This window comes from Marinobacter sp. DS40M6, assembly GCF_028581595.1.
Taxonomy (GTDB): domain Bacteria; phylum Pseudomonadota; class Gammaproteobacteria; order Pseudomonadales; family Oleiphilaceae; genus Marinobacter; species Marinobacter salarius.
Genome location: NZ_JAFCAE010000001.1, coordinates 599,088 through 616,168 on the forward strand (window position 1 = coordinate 599,088; position 17,081 = coordinate 616,168).

Genomic DNA, 17,081 nt, shown 5'->3' on the forward strand with positions numbered 1-17,081 from the left:
TTTTATGGTTTTATCCGCCTGTCACGGGCGGGTTGTGCATTGATAGCGTGCACACCAAGCAAGGAGTGTTCCATTTTGAGGCAATTTCAGGCCGGATAGTCGATTAGGTGATTTTCTGCTCTGAAGTTGGGCGGGTTTGAGTTGAAGGCGGGGTGTTTGTGCTTTTTATTGGTGCACCAATGGGGCTAATGCACCAATCTGGCCTCTTACCACAGTAATTCGTCCTGGTCCGATTCGTCGGAGCTGCGGGAGTCTGATGTAGCGGAAACATCGGCTTCGGGATTCATGAGTTCCCTTAACCGCATCTCCTGTTCCTCGATCGGCCCGGACAAGTCGATGATGATTTCCACACGACGATTTTTGGTACGGTTTTCGGAGGAAGTATTTGGCACCCGAGGCTCCGTAGACGCAAGCCCCGTGACCGCCAGCCGGGCAGGTTCCAACCGGCCTTCGGCGAGGAGCGCATTGGCAACCGCTGCTGCCCGGGCGGCGGACAGATCCCAGTTGCTGTAGAACCTCTGCGTACGGATGGGGACATCGTCGGTGTGGCCTTCGATGGTCAGCTTGCCGGGGATCTCCACCAGTATGTCGGCCATTTCCAGAAGCAGGCCTTCAAACTCCCAGGTCAGATCGGCCGAACCGGAGGGAAAAGCGCCTTTTTCCTCCACGCGAATAACAATTCTCTGCTGTTCGAGGCTGACGTTTACCCGGCCGTCTTTGATGGCGGGTTCCAGAACCGACTGAACCTGCTCCAGGGTGTTATCTATTTCCTCCTGAATCGCGGCCTCCACGGCAACGTCGGTAGGGCTTTTCAAGGTTTCCAGCTCGGGCTGTTTCTCGGTTGTCGTCTGTTTGACTTCGTTGAGTACGGTGGGCTCGGGCGGTGCCGGAGAAAACTGATCGAAAATCGGGCTGGTACCCATGGGTATTTCAAGGACGGGCACCTCGCGCTGTACGCCAAACGCTTTCGACAGTTCGCCAGCGATCTGTTTGAACTTCTGAGCGTCGATTTCCGAGAATGACAGCAATAGCACGAAGAAACACATCAGCAGTGACATCAGGTCGGCAAAGGTCACTACCCAGGCGGGAATGCCCGCTTTCTCCTCTTCTGGTAATTCGTCCATGGCTAAGCGCCTGCGGTCTCGGCTTCTGAGTTTTTCTCACGTTCTTTCGGCGTCAGGTAACTCGACAGCATCTGTTCGATAACCCGTGGATTGGTGCCTTCCTTGATAGCAACCAGCGCATCAATATAGAGCGATTGCAGGCGCGCTTCCTCAGTCATTCGCAGCGAGAGTTTGTCCGCGATGGGGGTGGCGATCATGGTGGCAATCATTGCACCGTAGAGTGTGGTTAACAGGGCAACCGCCATGGCAGGGCCGATGGATTTCGGGTCTTCCATATTGGACAGCATCTGCACCAGACCAATGAGTGTGCCGATCATGCCCATGGCAGGGGCCACGTCTGCCATTGCTGTAAAGACTTTTGCGCCAGACCGATTGTGATCCAGCGTCAGCAAGCGTTCTTTGGAGAGCAGATGTTTGATGGTTTCGGCGTTCTGACCATCGACCAGCATTTGTATTCCCTGGCCAAGAAAGGGCGAGCCGATTTCACGGTCTTCCAGACCCAGGACACCTTCCTTGCGGGCAATATTGGCCACTTCTATCAGCTCATCAATGCTTTCACGGGTGTCAGGCAGGCGAAACTTGAAAACCCGTGCAGCCACTTTGAAGGCGCTGAAAAATTGGCTCAGGCTGAACTTCGCCAGCACGACAAGCATGGTGCCACCGACCACAATCAGTATTGAGGGCGGGTTGATGAAGACATCCGGCGACACGCCAAGTATGACGGCAGACGCGATAAGCAGGATGGCCCCAACGAGGCCGATCAGGGTGGCAAAATCCACATTAGCTCCAAAGGGTTTTGTGATTCAGAGGGCTTTCGAAGATTAACGGTAGTCCACTATTGAATCAATCGCTATCCGTAAGCGTTTGTGTTTCTATTTTAAGATCTTTCCACGCTGCGTAACGAAGCAGGTCGGATTCCACCAGGGCCAGGCATGCGGCCACCACACCGGCGTCGTCCAGCAGGCCGAATCCCAGCAGCAGGTCCGGAATCAAATCCAGGGGATTGAGTACGTAAACAAGGGCACCGGCGATCGCCGCAATGCTTTTCCAGGGTACTTCGCGATAGTTGCCCTGCCAGTAGTCCCTGAGCATGGAAAACATCAGCCGGATGTCAGTGCTGAACCGGCTCAGTTTGCCACTGTTCCTGACTTTGTCCTCGATGGCCTGCTGGCGGTCGAGCAGGGCGCCCACATCTCTGCGGTGAACCTTGTCCGCCTCTTGATTCAACTGTTCGTTTGCCGTGCGCTTGCTAAAACCTGTCATCGGGCTATTCCTGTGTGGGATGGCCTTGCAGCTCCATGATCCATGAAGCCTGTGACAAAGCCAAGGGTGTTTGCGAGGCGATTTCCGATCATGGTTATACTGGTGGCATGACCGATTACGTGAAACAGAATCCTTCGTCCTTTCCCGATGCGCTGTTGTGCGAAGCCCGCGGTCTTGAGGTTTTGGCAGACACCCTCAAGGCGGCCGGTGTCAGCGGATTGCGTGTGCCGGAGGTGAAAGCCGTATCAGCCCGCGAGCTGGTGATTCCGAAGATCCATCCTGGCCCGGCGAGCGAGGAAGCCATGGCCGCACTCGGCCAAGGCTTGGCGCAAATGCATGCGGTACGTCAGCCCGAGTACGGGTTCGACGCCGACAACATGATTGGGATGTCACCACAGAAGAACCGCCTGACGGACGATTGGGGTGCGTTTTTCCGGGGAGATAGACTGGGTGTGCAGGTAGGCATGATCCGCAATGACCATGTCCGGGACGAGTTCGAAACGGTGCTTGAGCGTCAGGGCGACAAGCTCGCCCGGTTTCTGAATGCGCATTGCGGACACCCAAGCCTGCTCCACGGCGACCTATGGTCCGGGAATGTCCTGTTCGACAGCGCCGGGCCCTGGCTGATTGATCCCGCGGTTTATTACGGTGACCGGGAGGCGGACATTGCCATGACAGAGCTGTTTGGTGGCTTCTCCTCGGCTTTTTATCGTGCCTATGACCGGGTCTACCCCAGAACGGATGTCTACGACACCAAGAGGGCCACCTACAACCTGTACCACACCCTCAATCACTACAACCTTTTCGGGGCATCCTATCTGAGCGCCTGTCGCCACAACCTTGACGTGGTGGCCTCGCTGTAAGCGTGGCCGCTACCACCAGGCCTTGTCCCACATTTCAGGATTGGCCCAGTTGTCGGGATTGTTCCAGGCGCGTTTGTGGTTGTAGCTGTCGATGTTGTAGGTGTAGAGCGTGAGTGGGCTGTCTTCGTAACCAAGCTCAGCCTGCCGGCGGAAGCCCAGCCCGATGAAGTCCGTAAACGACCAACCGGGGCAGTCTTTCACCACAACGGCAATCTGGTGGGTGCCGTAGTTGCGCAGTTGGCCCAGCAGTACTTGGCCCTCGTCGTGGTTCAGGTGTTCGAGCGTGTTGGTCACCAGGGCCAGGTCCTGGGTCTCGGGCAGAGGGAAGGCATCGTTGGGGGCGCTGGTATCCAGGGTGGTCATGGCCGACTCGCTGTGGTGCCGGCACCAGTGATCCCCAACCTCACCAGCGATCTCGCCGCAAACCACCAGTGTGGCCGGTTGGCAGGTATCGATAATGCGGGCCAGGGCCTGCTGCACAGTGGTCATGTTTGGTGTGTCCGTCTGGAATGGAACAACCAGTATCACACCCGCCTGTCGGCGGCATCAACCAGATGCACGCCGACAGCGTTCAGCAAGCAACAGCCTTAGAGCTCCTGAGCCGTTGGCCGCAGGATAATTTCGTTGATATCCACGTCCGCAGGCTGTTCGATGGCATAGACGATGGCCCGCGCCACCGCATCGGAATCAATCGCCACCTTGTAGAGTTCATCCGCTGCCTGTTTGGCGTTCGGGTCAGTGATGGTGCTGGTCAGCTCGGTGTCGATGGCGCCCGGTGAGATATTGGTGCTGCGGATCTCGTCGCCGGCTTCCATGCGCAAGCCTTCAGACAGCGCCTTCACCGCGTATTTCGTGGCACAGTACACAGCGGCGCCGGGGAACAGTTTGTGTCCGGCAACGGACGACAGGTTGATCACATGCCCGCTGTGTTGTTCCCGCATGGTCGGCAGCACAGCCGCGATGCCATACATCACGCCTTTAATGTTGACGTCCACCATCTGGTCCCACTCATCGACCTTCAGGGCGTCCAGCGGTGCCAGTGGCATCAGGCCGGCGTTATTGATCAGTACGTCGATCCGGCCGAAGGTTTCTTTCGCGGTGGCAGCCAGTGACTCCACCTGGTTTCGGTCAGTCACATCGGTCACCTGCCAGGTGACTTCAGCACCCTCGGCTTTCAGGTCTTCTGCCAGTTTGGACAGGCGGTCTTCGCGACGGGCTGCAAGCACCAGCCGGGCTCCTCGCGCTGCCAGGCGGCGGGCAGTTGCCTCACCCAGGCCACTGCTGGCGCCGGTGATAATCACGACTTTGCTATTGATTGGGTCGTTGGTATTGCTCATGGTTTGACTCCTTACTCGTGTGAAAGTGATGTTCAGACGCTGGGTTCAAGTTCCTTCAGCGTCGGGTAATCGGTATAGCCGCGCTCATCGCCGCCGTAGAAGGTGCTGTCATCCCATTTGTTCAGTTCCGCATGCTGGCGGAAACGCTCGGGCAAATCGGGGTTGGCGATAAATGGACGGCCAAAGGTCACCAGATCACAGCGGTCATTGCCGATCCGTTTGCGAGCTTCCTCAGCGGTGTAGGCGCCGTTGGCGATGTAAGTGCCGTGGAATCCAGCCTGGATGGCATCGATCACCGATTCCGGGCGGCCGTTCGCATGGTTGCCCTGGAACGAGTCTTCCACGACCTCGATGTAGCTGATGCCCAGGTCGTTCAGCCGCTTCGCGAATTCACCAAAGGTTTCGACCGGGTCCTCGTCGTACATGGCGTTGAAGCTGCCGGTCGGGCTGACCCGAACGCCGACATTGTCCTTGCCCCAGACGTCGATCACGGCCTCGATCACCATCAGTGGCAGGCGCATCCGGTTTTCAACGGAGCCGCCAAACTCATCACTGCGGTGGTTGCTGCCGCTCTTGAGAAACTGGTCCAGCAGGTATCCGTTGGCGGCGTGTACTTCAACGCCATCAAACCCGGCCGCTTTGGCGTTCAGCGCGCCCTGGCGATACTGCTCCACGATGTCCGCCATTTCGCCGGCTTCAAGAGCCCTGGGCTCGGGCACGTCCACCATGCCGGAGTCGGCGCTGATGAAGGTCTTGGCGCCCTCGGGTTTGATCGCCGATGGTGCTACAGGCTTGTTGCCATCCGGCTGCAGCGCCGTATGGGAAATTCGGCCAACGTGCCAGAGCTGCATGTGAATGCGTCCGCCCGCCATGTGCACCGCACTGGTGACCTTGCGCCAGCCTTCGATTTGCTCCTCCGAGTGGATGCCTGGCGTGAATGCATAGCCCTTACCCTGAGGTGACACCTGGGTTGCTTCGCTGATGATCAGCCCTGCACCGGCCCGCTGCTGATAGTACTGCGCGTTCATCTCGTTCGGTACGTCTCCAGGTTGGCTGGAGCGCGAACGGGTCAGGGGAGACATCAGAACGCGGTTGGGCAGCGTCAGGGTGCCGAGATCGTGCGGTTGAAACAGTGCGTCGTTTACGTTGTTCATTGATCACTCTCCTTGAGGATTAACTGAGTGTAATTAGACCAGTCTACTAGGAATGACTGAAAAAAATGTGGGCGTTCAGTGAAGGCCAAGACATTGGCGGAAAAAGACCCGCACAAACCGCTCCATGGGCTCGGTAGACTTCAGAACCTTGGCTCTGAGAATGGCGCCTTCCCAGCCGGAAAGCAGAAAGCTGGCGACGTCGGCAGGGTCGATGGATGCATCGATATCGCCGGCCTGGCGAGCCTCTTCAACACAACGCTCAAAGCGTTTTTCCCAACCCTGGAAAACGGTGTCCAGGCGCCTGCGGAAGGTTTCGTTTTGCCCGGCCAGCTCCTGGCCAAGATTGCCAATCAGGCAGCCCCGGGTGAATTCGCAGCTGGTCATGGTTTCCAGACCAGTGTCGAAGTAGGCCCTAAGGCGGTCCACCGCCGAGCGGGTGTGGTCGTTCAGAATCCGATCCAGCTTGGTGTCGTATTCCTGCGCAAAGGTGTCGATGACAGCCAACCCGAAATCGTTCTTGCTGCTAAAGTAATGGTAGAACGACCCTTTGGGTACACCGGCGGCGGTCAGCACGGCATTGATGCCCGTCGCGCCGAAGCCTTTTTGACCAATCAGGTCGGCGCCGGTGTGGATGATGTGATTGCGGGTGTCGTTCGATGTCATGGCTGGTATATTAGACCGGTCGTCTAGTAAGCGTCAAACCCGTAAAACCCGAGACATTTTATTCCGAACCACGTTCAAGGAGTCTGCCAGTGATCAAATCCCGTGCTGCGGTGGCGTTTGCCCCCAACAAACCGCTGGAAATTGTGGAAGTGGATGTTGCCCCGCCCCAGAAAGGGGAGGTGCTGGTGCGTATCGTTGCCACCGGCGTCTGTCACACGGACGCCTACACGCTGTCCGGCGCCGATTCCGAAGGTAATTTTCCGGCCATCCTGGGCCACGAAGGCGGTGGCATTGTTGAGGCGGTTGGTGAAGGTGTCACCTCCGTCGAAGTGGGTGATCACGTGATCCCTCTTTATACCGCCGAATGTGGAAAATGTAAGTTCTGTACGTCTGGCAAAACCAACCTGTGTGGTTCCGTGCGCGAAACCCAGGGCAAGGGAGTGATGCCGGACGGTACCTCCCGTTTTTCCTACAAGGGTGAGCCTGTCTATCACTACATGGGGTGCTCCACCTTCTCGGAATACACGGTATTGCCGGAAGTTTCCCTGGCGAAGATACCCAAGGATGCACCACTGGACAAAGTCTGCCTTCTGGGCTGTGGCGTCACTACCGGTATCGGCGCGGTGCTGAACACAGCTAAGGTGGAGGAAGGCGCGACGGTCGCTATCTTCGGTCTCGGCGGAATCGGCCTGGCGGCGATTATTGGCGCCACCATGGCCAAGGCCAGCCGCATCATCGCCATCGACATCAACCCCGGCAAGTTCGATATCGCCAGACAGCTGGGTGCCACGGACGTAGTGAACCCCAAGGACTACGACAAGCCGATTCAGGAAGTCATCGTTGAAATGACAGACGGCGGTGTGGACTACTCCTTTGAGTGTATCGGCAACGTCAACGTGATGCGCTCAGCCCTGGAGTGCTGTCATAAAGGCTGGGGTGAATCCATCATCATCGGCGTGGCCGGTGCCGGTGAGGAAATCAGCACCCGGCCGTTCCAGCTGGTTACCGGCCGGGTCTGGAAAGGTTCTGCGTTTGGTGGCGTGAAGGGCCGGACGGAACTGCCCGGCTATGTCGAAAAGGCCGAGAAAGGAGACATTCCACTGGACGTGTTTATCACCCACAACATGCCTCTTGAGGACATCAACGAGGCGTTTGAGTTGATGCATGAGGGGAAGAGTATTCGGACGGTTATTCATTTTTGATAAGGCATAAAACCACCCTTCCAGTCTGGGCAGGGACGCCCGCTTTCCAGATTTCTGCGCATTTTGGTTAGGCCCTGCGCATACGGGATAACCCTTACACCACAACCCTCAGCAGAATGAAGTTGACCACTCACAGGTGGCTCAACAACAAACTGACTGAGGGCATGAAATGTATAACAACAATGCACTGCTTCGTCGGTTGGGTATGGCCCTGGGGCTAATGGCAGCCTCGATGATGGCCTCCGCTGATAATGCGGGCAAACCCAACTTTCTCCTGATTGTGGCCGATGACCTGGGCTACTCCGACATCGGCGCTTACGGCGGGGAAATCGAAACCCCAAGCCTGGATGCCTTGGCGGATGAAGGCGTCCGCATGACCAACTTCCATACCGCACCAACCTGCTCTCCTACTCGGTCCATGCTGTTGTCCGGTACTGACAGCCATCAGGCCGGTATCGGTAACATGGCTGAACTACTCACTGCAGAGCAGAAAGGTAAACCCGGTTACGAAGGGTATCTGAACGATCTCGTAGCAACCCTTCCAGAAGTCCTTCGAGACAATGGTTACAGTACGTCGATAGCCGGTAAGTGGCACCTCGGTCGGACGGAAGAGCTGAGCCCGGCAGCTCGTGGTTTCGATAACTCCTGGGTGCTTGTCCAAGGTGGCGCCAGCCATTTTGATGATGGGCGCGCCATTATTGGTGTCGATCCAAAGGCAATCTATCTGGAGGATGGGAAGCAGGTTGAGGCGCCTGAAGGTTTCTACTCATCTAACTTCTACGCCGACAAGGTCATCGAATATATCGATGCTGCAGAAGACAAGCCTTTCTTTAGTTTTCTTGCATTTACCGCACCCCATTGGCCGCTCCATGCACCAGAGTCCTACATAAACAAATACGAGGGCCAGTATGGCGAGGGCTATGAGGCAATTCGCAAGCAGCGTGTGGGTAAGATGAAGGAGATGGGGCTCATAGGCCATGAGCTTTCAGCCAATGTTCCGTTTGATGAACTTCCCACCTGGAATGAACTGACTGATGAGCAGCGCAAGATTGAAGCCCGCAAGATGGAAGTATACGCGGCCATGGTCGACAACATGGACCACAATATCGGCCGTGTGATGGGCTATCTGGAGGAGACGGGCGAGCTGGACAACACCGTCGTGCTGTTCATCTCCGATAACGGTGCCGATGGCAATAGCCCGGAAGTGTTGCCCAGGAATAAGGAATGGATTGCCTCCGAGTACGACAACAGCTACGACAATATCGGCCGTCCTGACTCTTACATCTGGTATGGCGCTCAGTGGGGGCAGGTCAGTGCTACGCCATATCCTATGTGGAAGGCATACCCGTCCCAGGGCGGCTTGCTGGTTCCGGCCATTCTCAGCCTGCCGGGTCAGTCCGGTGGCGAAATTAACCACGAGTTCTTCCACGTGATGGATGTTATGCCCACCTTTCTGGAGTTGGCGGGTATTGAACAGCCCACAAGCCCCTATAACGGCCGTGAAATTTTCGATATCCAGGGCGTGTCCATGCTCCCAGGCCTGAATGGTAAAGCCAAGACAAACCGCGTTGTTGGTTGGGAGTTGCTGGGCCGTGCCGCGGTGCGTAAGGGCGACTGGAAAATCCGGCTACTGGAAGAGCCCTATGGCCAGGGAGAGTGGCAGCTGTTCAACCTGGAAGAAGATCCTGCTGAAACAACCGACCTGGCTGCGGAGAAGCCGGAAAAGCTCAAGGAAATGCTAGTGGAGTGGGACGCATACATTAGCCGCAACGGTGTCTTTCCTGCTGATCCTGCGGACATGAGGAAAGTAGGTTACAGCTTCACCACCTGCCTGTACGGCAAGTGTGTTGAGTAACCGCGCCCCGCAAAAACAAGCAGGAGAACTAGTATGACAATCCGTAAAACTGTTTTGGCAGCTGCGGTTTCCGCCGCTGTCGCGACCCCCGCAATAGCGGTAGAGCTGGAGCAACCGGAGGCGTACGGCTATCTGAGCGCCGGTGCCCTGAAAATTGAAGGTGCTGATGCCGAGGCTGAGGCTTTTGAACTGGAGCTGGGATTGAGGGGCAAGGCGGTCATCGACAAGGGGCTGAACCTGAACTATGCAGTTGAGGTGGATCTGGCCGCGGCCGCCAACGATGCTGATAGCCGCAATCCGGGAGGAGAAGCGGAGGTACACGTCAAAGAAGCAAAGTTCTGGCTACCGACCCGTTACGGCATGTTTGTAGTGGCGCCGCGCGGAACGAGTGGGCAGTGGGTAGACATCTATAGCCCCATCAATCATTACGAATTCAACGAGCCCCACGCTGATCTCCACCCTGACGGAATTTTTGCCCAGCCGGACAGGACATCCGGGACATTTGCCTATCACACACCCTGGTTAATGAAGACCAAACTGGTAGTGGCGGCAATTACGCTGAATGACAGCAACGATCAGGATGTGGACGGTAGAGCAATTCGCCTGGTTCACAAGAGTGAGAATCTTAATTTTGCGGTTGGAACAACGATGTTGATGCAGGAACAACTGCCACCATTCGCCACCGACGATTACCAGATCTCCGCCGCCGGAGCTAGCTACAGCCTTGGGGGCCTGACACTGGGCGCGGTTTGGGAACACAACTCCAACTCACCATACCCCCTGGCGCCTGATGGTAAGGCAGACTATGACTCTTACGGTATATCGGCCAACTACGTTGCGAGTAGTGGGGCGGGTGTTGCGATTGGGTACAAGGAAAAGAACCATGACTATAACGCTGAAGATGAGAGCGTTTACACCCTCAAGGTGGAACAGCGAGTGGCACCGCAGATGAAAGTCTGGGCCGAGACCGGTCAGTACGACACTCTGCCAAGCAACTATGCGGTGGGCTTTAGCTTGTCTTTCTGAACATGAAAGCGTCTTGCCCGGCCTATACCGTCCTGGACCGGGCCTTTTTAGGCAACACGAAGTGCGCATTTCGGCGCTGCCGCACGGTTTCCGAAGGCAGCTCGCCGAAGGCCTCCTGGTACTTGCATGTGAAATGGCTGAGGTGATTGAAACCGTAGGAGAACGCAGCATCGCCGATGTTGATATCCGGGTCCGACAGGAGCGTTTCCCTTACGCCTTTGAGCTTATGACGAAGAATGAATTTAGCAGGCGTGGTGTTCAGGTAGGTTCGAAAACCGGACTCAAGGGAGCGCCTTCTGGCTCCGGTAACACGAAGCAAATCGCATACTGATATGGGTTCCCGAATATTCGCCAGAATCCAGTCTGTTGCGAGCCGGATACGCGCTGGCAGAATATTCAGGTTTTCGGTTCCAGGCCGGTGGAGTTGATCTGATAACTGAGCTACCAGGAGACTCTCCCATTGTTTTTGAACTGAAACCCCGATGTTTCCCTGATAAATCTGGTGCTGCGCTGCCAGGCACTCAATGCCGTTTTTAAGCAACTGAGCATCCTGGTGGTTTCCAGACACAAGGGTCGTGTCGTCCCGCAGGAGTTCGAGGCTTGGAACGCCCAGGTTGTCAATCAACGTTTGTTTGGAGAGGTTTATAACGACGGATCTGGTGGATTTTTCCCAGACCAGATCTGCGAGCTTCCCCGGCGCGATTAAAAGCAAACTGTTGGGGGGAATATCCTGGTTCAGTGCGTTGCAGTGAATGCGACCTGACAATACCAGTATCGCATGGAAGGTTGACTGTGCATCCGACTGGACATGGACTTTCTCCGACCATTGAGCACCAAAGAGAGTAGAGCCCCCCAGTGGTTGGCAGGTCAGCAGATTGTTAGCGCTCCCACTAGCGGACAGCGGTGACACTTCCCGATCATCGATGCGGGAGTTGATAAAGCAACGGGCTTCCTCAAAATCGGAGGACTGAACGCCGATGTTGTGGGAAAAGGGAACGTCGTCTTTCTTCATAGCGCAATATCGTTGTTTTTGTATGCTCTGTTCGGAATTTCCATCCGTTTTGTTGAGTATTATAAGCAATGGACAGGCCAGCTGTAGTGGGTCTCAGCTCGGGCCTTGCAGGACAAAGGCAACGGAAGCCAATAAGGCGATCCAGACGCGATAATCAGTTAAGCATCTGGTAAATACCCGACGTTCACGACGCGAGATTGAACGATATGATTAACCCTGACCGGTGTTTGTCGGTGTTCTTTTGTCTGGTATTAACAAGCGCAGGTGTTGTCGCTAAACCGGCAGATTGCGCCGGTTGTCATGCAGATGAAGTGGAACAATGGAGTGAGTCGCAACATGCGGCGGCGATGGCGCCTGCCAGCCCAGGTTCTGTATCAGGCGATTTCTCCGGGGCGACCTACAGCGACGACGATCTTGAGGTCCGGTTCAGCCGCACTGAAAATACCTACGTTATCCATACCACTGAAGGCAGGAAAACAAAGCAATGGACGGTGCGATATACCTTCGGTGTTTATCCGTTACAACAGTATCTGATCGATATCGGTAATGGCAGGCTCCAGGCGTTAAATATTGCCTGGGATTCCCGGGACGAGCCCGAAGGTGGTCAGCGCTGGTTCAGGCTGGATCAAGCGGGTGAAAACCATCCCGGAGATGCCATGCACTGGACCGGCATCTACCAGAGCTGGAACAACCAGTGCGCGGATTGCCACTCCACTGGGCTAGAGCGCAACTACGATACGCAAAGCGATACTTACAATACCACCTGGGATCACGTTGCAGTGAGCTGCACTGCCTGTCATGAAACGGCACAGGCACACGCCGAAGCCAAGCACCAGGACAGGTCCCTCGGCGCCGGCGTCGATCTGGCGGCGATGGGAGCCTGGCTGGTCAGTGAAGGTGGCCGCCCGCCACGACACACGGGAAAATCATCCAGTGATGCGCAGGTGACTACCTGCGGGCGTTGCCACTCGTTAAGGACCAGTCTGGCCGACACTAAGGGCGGCCAGGTCCATGACCAGTATAGCCTGAGCCGGCCAGAGCAGCCGCTGTATTATTCCGATGGCCGGGTGCGGGAAGAAGTGTTTGTGCTGGGCTCCTTTGAGCAAAGCAGAATGTTTCAGGCCGGCGTGGTATGCAGCGACTGTCACAACCCCCACAGCGGGGAACTTAAAGCAGAGGGAAACGCCGTCTGCGCGCAGTGCCACGATGCCGGCGATTTTGATACGCCGGAGCATCACCATCATCCTGAAGACAGCGGCGGGGCCCTGTGTGTGAACTGCCACATGCCAGAAACCACCTTCATGAAGATTGATGACCGCCGTGAACACAGCTTCATGGTGCCGCGGCCGGATGTCTCGAAAGCTAGTGGTAGCCCGGATGTGTGCCTGGCGTGCCACTCTGACAAGGAGCGCGACTGGTCAGTAGCCACAGTGGGTGGCTGGTTCCCGGAACTCTATGAGACTGATACCTGGTATCACGTTCAGCAGCAGGACATAGCAGAGGTGACGGCTTACCTCACAGACTCTGACAAACCGGCACTACGCCGGGCTACGCTGTTGGAGCGATGGGGTGAAGCGCTGGCCCGGAACAAACCATCACTTGTCGCGGAACTGCTCCGGAGCAAACATGCGGTGATTCGTGAGAGTGCCTACAGAGTGCTGCGCCATGGGGCCGAAGATCAGGCCCTGAAATTGGCGGTAGTCGGCCTTAATGATCCATCCCTTGCGGTACGCATCGCAGCCTTCGAAACGCTGGTGAGGCTGGGTCAAACCCTGGATTCAGGGGCCTGGAAAAATGCCCGGAACGAATACGAGCGCTTCCTGGATGTTCAGTCAGACCTTCCCTCGGGCCTTGTCCTGAAGGCCCGCTACCTATTGGCGAACGACATGATCTACAAGGCCGAAAAGACGTTAGACCGTGCCCTGGAGAAAGACCGTGGTTATGTCCCGGCAGCCATTCAGCTAACGGATGTTCTCCGCTCTGGAGGTCGTAACCGTGAAGCGATCCAGTTGATTGACTCAACGCTGGAGGCATCGCCGGGTGAGGCGCAGCTGGTTCACCTGCGTGGCTTGATAAACCTGAAGCTGAAGGACTACCCAGCAGCCCTGGAAAATCTGGAGCAGGCCGCTGAGCTTGCCCCGGAGCAATGGTTGTTCGGCTACCGCTACGCGGTGGCACTGTATCAGCTGGGCCAGAAGGATAAGGCCCGTGAGGTGATCGCGTCTTTGCTGGGCCGGTTCCCCGACAATCGTCGCATCCGGGCGCTGATGAGCCATCTTTAATGAATAAAAAAGGGCCCGATAATACGGGCCCAAGGGGTACACCAGCCTTAACTGCCGGTTGCGCGGAGATGCTGCACGTTGAACATATTGGGGGGGGACAGCTCGGGGTCGACCTGGCCCTTGAACTGGCCGGTGGTGCAGTGGCTGGCCTGCACGTCGATCATGCTGAAGCTGTCGTCAATGGATACACCGGTACCCTCGTTCTTGGGCAGGTGGTGGTCTGGATGGGCCTGTCCGATGGTGAAGGTTTTCCACAGGCTGCCCTTACGGTCATAGGCGACGGTGCGGGGAATGGTGAACGTCTGGGCGTCCATGTAGTGGATACGTTTCGACAGCGGATGGCTTTCATCCACCGGTTTCGCCTCCACTTCGTACACCTTTCTGAGCTGCCAGGTGATGTCCGGGAAACAGCCGCCCTTGCCACTGAAAGCCACCACCTGGTAACCATTGCTGTCGCTGTGGGTTTCTTCGTCCAGCTTCAGCTCGTTGTGGTTGTAGAACGGCATCAGCATGTAACGGGTGCCCTTATAGGTCCAGTCCATGTCGGAAATGCGGCCGTTGTAGCCCTCGAAGTCTTCGATCATCAGGTCCGAACCGAGAAAGGCATCGGTAACCTGGCCTGTGGCCAGGCGGCGCACGCGGCGCTGGAAGCCCAAATAGAGCCAGGAGTTATCACGTTTGAGGTCGTCGGCGGCCCGGTGAATCAGAAGTTGCGTATTGCGGACGTCCGCTGGGTCGAGTACCTGTACATAGATGGCGCGGAACAGGTCAGACGGGTTGGGCGTGATTTCCGGGGTGGGTTCCTGTATCACTCGGCCCTTGTAATTCAGGAAGTGGAAGTTGAATTTGATGGTCCGCTCCACCTTGGCTGATTCCATGTCCCGGTACTTCCAGTAGAACGGCATGATGGCGGCACTGTCGCCCCAGTTGTAGCCGTACTTGTAGTTCCAGGCCAGTTTTTCGCCGGCGCGGGGGTCATCCGCATCCGGCTCCTGCGGGAACGGGCGACCGGCTTTCCAGCCGTTAATTTCCCCGACCTGCTCACCCAGGGAAACCTCACCCAGGGCGTTGCGGGTTGCGTCCACATAGGCAGGGTGCAGGTCGAAGGACGTGGTCTTTCCCACGGCAATGGATGTCCAGCCGTTCTCGATGAAGGTATAGAAGGCCGGATCGATCACGTCCTTGAACTGTGCCACGTTGGATTCGTCGATGGTCATGCCGGCGCTAAGCCCTTCGTGGCTTGGCATTTGATCCTTGTATGGATGGAACGATTCGTTGATGACCTTGTCACTGGCAAAGGCGCCAGCGGAGAAGGCGCCCGCCGTAAGACCGATCACCAGGCCATTAAACACGGATTTTCGGAATGCTCGTTTCATGATGTTTCCTCTATATCAGAAGCTGTAACGCATGGTCAGTTGAAGCTCGTCTTCTTCCTGAGCCATTCCAATGGGGCCAGATTGGAAGCGGCCCAGCGGCTCGTATCCACCCAGGCCGGCAGACTCCCCGGCCGGTTGCCCCGGATAGGTGGCGGTGAACGGATCCCAGGGGTTGCAGCTACGGCAGTCATCGAATTTGCGCGCGCCGGTACCCACCTTGATGTTTGCACCGGCCGTGACACGGAAGTTGTCACTGACCAGCCACTCAACAGACGGCGCGATCGCGGTTGCCCCGGCTCGGAAATCATGTGCGGTGATGATCTGCGGGCTGAGGCGGCCATTCATGTAGAAGCCTTTGATCAGCAGGGTGCCTGTCCAGTTTTCTTTCCAGTCGGGAATACCGGCTTCACCAAACCGACGCTGCTCGCGCTCGTGATCCAGGATGTGCTGACCGAATACCTGGCCGGAGAACAGGAATGCCTGGTGTTCGTTCAGGAGGGGAATGAAGATGTTCTTGTCAGCGCCGACCACGTAGCGAACCACGTCGCTCTCGGAGTAGAGATCTTCCTCCAGCGTATTGGCGAATTCCTCGCCGGTGGTATAGGCCGCTTCAAGCCTGAGGACGGTATCAACACTCTGGGCGTAATAATCCAGGGAGCCACCGAACAGGTTGACCCTCGGGAAGTGGATATCGAAGGCAATCAGGCTTGGCCATATACCGGTTTCACCGGTAAAGCCGTTTTGTGCGGGAATACCGCCCCGAAGAGAGGGCAGTTGGGAGCGATAGGTCAGGGCGTTGAGCGAGAAGCCCAGATCACCATAAACGCCTTCCATCTTGAGGCCGACCTGGGTATTCGCCAGGCTCCAGCTTGGCATGTGCGCTTCGCGGATACCGATCTGGCCGGGGCCGAAATCCGTTGCCGCTTCGCCGCCTGCGAAGTTGGCCACTGTGCCACCATTTTCCCAGAGGCTGTTCATGCCGCGGAAGAAGCAGCCGGCATCGAGAATAACGTTGGGCTGACCGCACTGGCCGATATCGTGCGGGCGGAACTTGTCGAAGTTCCATACCAGCTGGAAATTAAGGTCGTCGAAGGCGAGGCCATCGAACACCTCGGTTGGCCCCATGCGGTAGTCGGTCCGGAGTATCCACATGGGAATCCGGATGTCTTCCAGTTCGTCGTAGATATTGTTGCGGGAGTAATCCACCGGGTTGATCACATCCAACACCCGAAAAAGGTCGGTACGTCCCCAGATGACTTGCTGCTTGCCCAATCGGGTGCTGAGGATATTACCGTTCGAGAAGTTGTAATCGAAATCCACGTAGAGTTCGCGGATGAAATCGGCGCGGTCGTTGAACTCCTGGAATCGCATGTCGTTGGTGTCTTTGTCCAAATAACCGTCGATACACCCTCGTTCGTCCTCGTCACAGGGGCGAACCGGCACGCCGAAGGCTACACCGCCGTCGGTATCATGCAGGTTTTCACCCAACACGATCATGCCTTCGTTGGGGTTGTTCGCTTCACTGAAGGAGTTCGGCAGCTTCAGGCCGCCACCGTGGGGCACGGTGGCGTTGGGTCCCGCTGCCCGGTTTTCCAGGCGGACCGGTCCACCGGCATTGCGGCCGTATTCGTCATCATTAAGGTCGTAAACACCGTCATAGCTACCACGGAGCGTGGCGTTGACGGAGACATTACTGAAAATGCCGACATCTCCAGCCCGTTTCTCTGCTTCCAGCTGTAGTGTGTTGCGGAATTTTGAAAGCCCTACGCCATCCCGGCCGTAGGTTGCATTCTCGTAGAAGCCGTTTACCCGGGTATCTTCCTGGGCGACGGCGGAGTTGATTGGTAACAGCGCCAGGCCGGCACTTCCCGCAAGGGTATAGCACCAGAGCCTCAGGCCTTTTATTGTTGTTTGCATGGCATGT

At 56.7% G+C, this 17,081-nt stretch carries 15 protein-coding genes; 5 read left to right on the forward strand and 10 right to left on the reverse strand.

What is annotated here, in order from left to right:
• Window positions 1–206 precede the first annotated feature (206 nt).
• The 3 genes from JJO78_RS02665 to JJO78_RS02675 form a co-directional block, all read right to left on the reverse strand.
• On the reverse strand, window positions 207–1,124 hold the full coding sequence (locus JJO78_RS02665; RefSeq protein ID WP_273622760.1) for a MotB family protein: 918 nt from the start codon (window positions 1,122–1,124) through the stop codon (window positions 207–209).
• Window positions 1,125–1,126: 2 nt separating this feature from the next.
• Window positions 1,127–1,903 carry a flagellar motor protein PomA gene (gene pomA / locus JJO78_RS02670; protein ID WP_273622761.1) on the reverse strand — a complete coding sequence of 259 codons (777 nt, stop codon included), beginning with the start codon at window positions 1,901–1,903 and terminating at the stop codon, window positions 1,127–1,129.
• A 64-nt stretch (window positions 1,904–1,967) separates the two neighbouring features.
• On the reverse strand, window positions 1,968–2,387 hold the full coding sequence (locus JJO78_RS02675; RefSeq protein ID WP_075195505.1) for a YkvA family protein: 420 nt from the start codon (window positions 2,385–2,387) through the stop codon (window positions 1,968–1,970).
• A gap of 35 nt (window positions 2,388–2,422) precedes the next feature.
• On the opposite strand from JJO78_RS02675, the gene JJO78_RS02680 reads away from it, so the two are divergent.
• Entirely contained in the window at window positions 2,423–3,250 is an 828-nt protein-coding gene (locus tag JJO78_RS02680; RefSeq protein ID WP_273622763.1) for a fructosamine kinase family protein, read from the forward strand.
• Window positions 3,251–3,259: 9 nt separating this feature from the next.
• On the opposite strand, the gene JJO78_RS02685 is transcribed toward JJO78_RS02680, so the two are convergent.
• From JJO78_RS02685 to JJO78_RS02700, 4 genes are all read right to left on the reverse strand, one after another.
• Complete coding sequence (locus JJO78_RS02685; protein WP_273622764.1) at window positions 3,260–3,739, reverse strand: DUF6231 family protein; 480 nt, start codon at window positions 3,737–3,739, stop codon at window positions 3,260–3,262.
• A 98-nt stretch (window positions 3,740–3,837) separates the two neighbouring features.
• Window positions 3,838–4,587 (reverse strand): SDR family oxidoreductase, encoded by a 750-nt coding sequence (locus JJO78_RS02690; protein ID WP_273622766.1) that lies wholly within the window; start codon window positions 4,585–4,587, stop codon window positions 3,838–3,840.
• A gap of 32 nt (window positions 4,588–4,619) precedes the next feature.
• Window positions 4,620–5,741 (reverse strand): alkene reductase, encoded by a 1,122-nt coding sequence (locus JJO78_RS02695; protein ID WP_273622767.1) that lies wholly within the window; start codon window positions 5,739–5,741, stop codon window positions 4,620–4,622.
• 75 nt (window positions 5,742–5,816) lie between these two features.
• Entirely contained in the window at window positions 5,817–6,404 is a 588-nt protein-coding gene (locus tag JJO78_RS02700; protein ID WP_091641575.1) for a TetR/AcrR family transcriptional regulator, read from the reverse strand.
• Between the two features lie 89 nt (window positions 6,405–6,493).
• Here JJO78_RS02700 and JJO78_RS02705 point away from each other — a divergent pair, with 89 nt between their 5' ends.
• The 3 genes from JJO78_RS02705 to JJO78_RS02715 all read left to right on the forward strand — a co-directional run bounded on the left by JJO78_RS02705 (window position 6,494) and on the right by JJO78_RS02715 (window position 10,487).
• Window positions 6,494–7,606, forward strand: coding sequence for an S-(hydroxymethyl)glutathione dehydrogenase/class III alcohol dehydrogenase (locus JJO78_RS02705; protein ID WP_273622770.1), 1,113 nt, complete (start codon window positions 6,494–6,496; stop codon window positions 7,604–7,606).
• 169 nt (window positions 7,607–7,775) lie between these two features.
• Window positions 7,776–9,461 (forward strand): arylsulfatase, encoded by a 1,686-nt coding sequence (locus JJO78_RS02710; RefSeq protein ID WP_273622771.1) that lies wholly within the window; start codon window positions 7,776–7,778, stop codon window positions 9,459–9,461.
• Between the two features lie 33 nt (window positions 9,462–9,494).
• Window positions 9,495–10,487, forward strand: a complete 993-nt coding sequence (locus JJO78_RS02715) for a porin (protein ID WP_075195494.1) — start codon at window positions 9,495–9,497, stop codon at window positions 10,485–10,487.
• Window positions 10,488–10,509: 22 nt separating this feature from the next.
• Here JJO78_RS02715 and JJO78_RS02720 read toward each other — a convergent pair whose 3' ends face one another.
• The gene (locus tag JJO78_RS02720; protein ID WP_075195493.1) at window positions 10,510–11,499 is read right to left on the reverse strand and encodes a helix-turn-helix transcriptional regulator; all 990 of its coding nucleotides are present in this window, start codon (window positions 11,497–11,499) and stop codon (window positions 10,510–10,512) included.
• 206 nt (window positions 11,500–11,705) lie between these two features.
• On the opposite strand from JJO78_RS02720, the gene JJO78_RS02725 reads away from it, so the two are divergent.
• On the forward strand, window positions 11,706–13,781 hold the full coding sequence (locus JJO78_RS02725; protein WP_127402338.1) for a tetratricopeptide repeat protein: 2,076 nt from the start codon (window positions 11,706–11,708) through the stop codon (window positions 13,779–13,781).
• Between the two features lie 47 nt (window positions 13,782–13,828).
• On the opposite strand, the gene JJO78_RS02730 is transcribed toward JJO78_RS02725, so the two are convergent.
• Together JJO78_RS02730 and JJO78_RS02735 are read right to left on the reverse strand one after the other, a co-directional pair.
• On the reverse strand, window positions 13,829–15,157 hold the full coding sequence (locus JJO78_RS02730) for a DUF1329 domain-containing protein (protein ID WP_007152875.1): 1,329 nt from the start codon (window positions 15,155–15,157) through the stop codon (window positions 13,829–13,831).
• 15 nt (window positions 15,158–15,172) lie between these two features.
• Window positions 15,173–17,074, reverse strand: a complete 1,902-nt coding sequence (locus JJO78_RS02735; protein ID WP_075195491.1) for a DUF1302 family protein — start codon at window positions 17,072–17,074, stop codon at window positions 15,173–15,175.
• Window positions 17,075–17,081 lie beyond the last annotated feature (7 nt).

What these genes read in the sequence shown, in the direction of transcription:
- JJO78_RS02665 (WP_273622760.1), bottom strand. Translation starts at nt 1,124, where the DNA reads ATGGACGAATTACCAGAAGAGGAGAAAGCGGGCATTCCCGCCTGGGTA.
- JJO78_RS02675 (WP_075195505.1), bottom strand. Translation starts at nt 2,387, where the DNA reads ATGACAGGTTTTAGCAAGCGCACGGCAAACGAACAGTTGAATCAAGAG.
- JJO78_RS02680 (WP_273622763.1), top strand. Translation starts at nt 2,423, where the DNA reads ATGATCCATGAAGCCTGTGACAAAGCCAAGGGTGTTTGCGAGGCGATT.
- JJO78_RS02685 (WP_273622764.1), bottom strand. Translation starts at nt 3,739, where the DNA reads ATGACCACTGTGCAGCAGGCCCTGGCCCGCATTATCGATACCTGCCAA.
- JJO78_RS02690 (WP_273622766.1), bottom strand. Translation starts at nt 4,587, where the DNA reads ATGAGCAATACCAACGACCCAATCAATAGCAAAGTCGTGATTATCACC.
- JJO78_RS02695 (WP_273622767.1), bottom strand. Translation starts at nt 5,741, where the DNA reads ATGAACAACGTAAACGACGCACTGTTTCAACCGCACGATCTCGGCACC.
- JJO78_RS02700 (WP_091641575.1), bottom strand. Translation starts at nt 6,404, where the DNA reads ATGACATCGAACGACACCCGCAATCACATCATCCACACCGGCGCCGAC.
- JJO78_RS02710 (WP_273622771.1), top strand. Translation starts at nt 7,776, where the DNA reads ATGTATAACAACAATGCACTGCTTCGTCGGTTGGGTATGGCCCTGGGG.
- JJO78_RS02715 (WP_075195494.1), top strand. Translation starts at nt 9,495, where the DNA reads ATGACAATCCGTAAAACTGTTTTGGCAGCTGCGGTTTCCGCCGCTGTC.
- JJO78_RS02720 (WP_075195493.1), bottom strand. Translation starts at nt 11,499, where the DNA reads ATGAAGAAAGACGACGTTCCCTTTTCCCACAACATCGGCGTTCAGTCC.
- JJO78_RS02725 (WP_127402338.1), top strand. Translation starts at nt 11,706, where the DNA reads ATGATTAACCCTGACCGGTGTTTGTCGGTGTTCTTTTGTCTGGTATTA.
- JJO78_RS02730 (WP_007152875.1), bottom strand. Translation starts at nt 15,157, where the DNA reads ATGAAACGAGCATTCCGAAAATCCGTGTTTAATGGCCTGGTGATCGGT.
- JJO78_RS02735 (WP_075195491.1), bottom strand. Translation starts at nt 17,074, where the DNA reads ATGCAAACAACAATAAAAGGCCTGAGGCTCTGGTGCTATACCCTTGCG.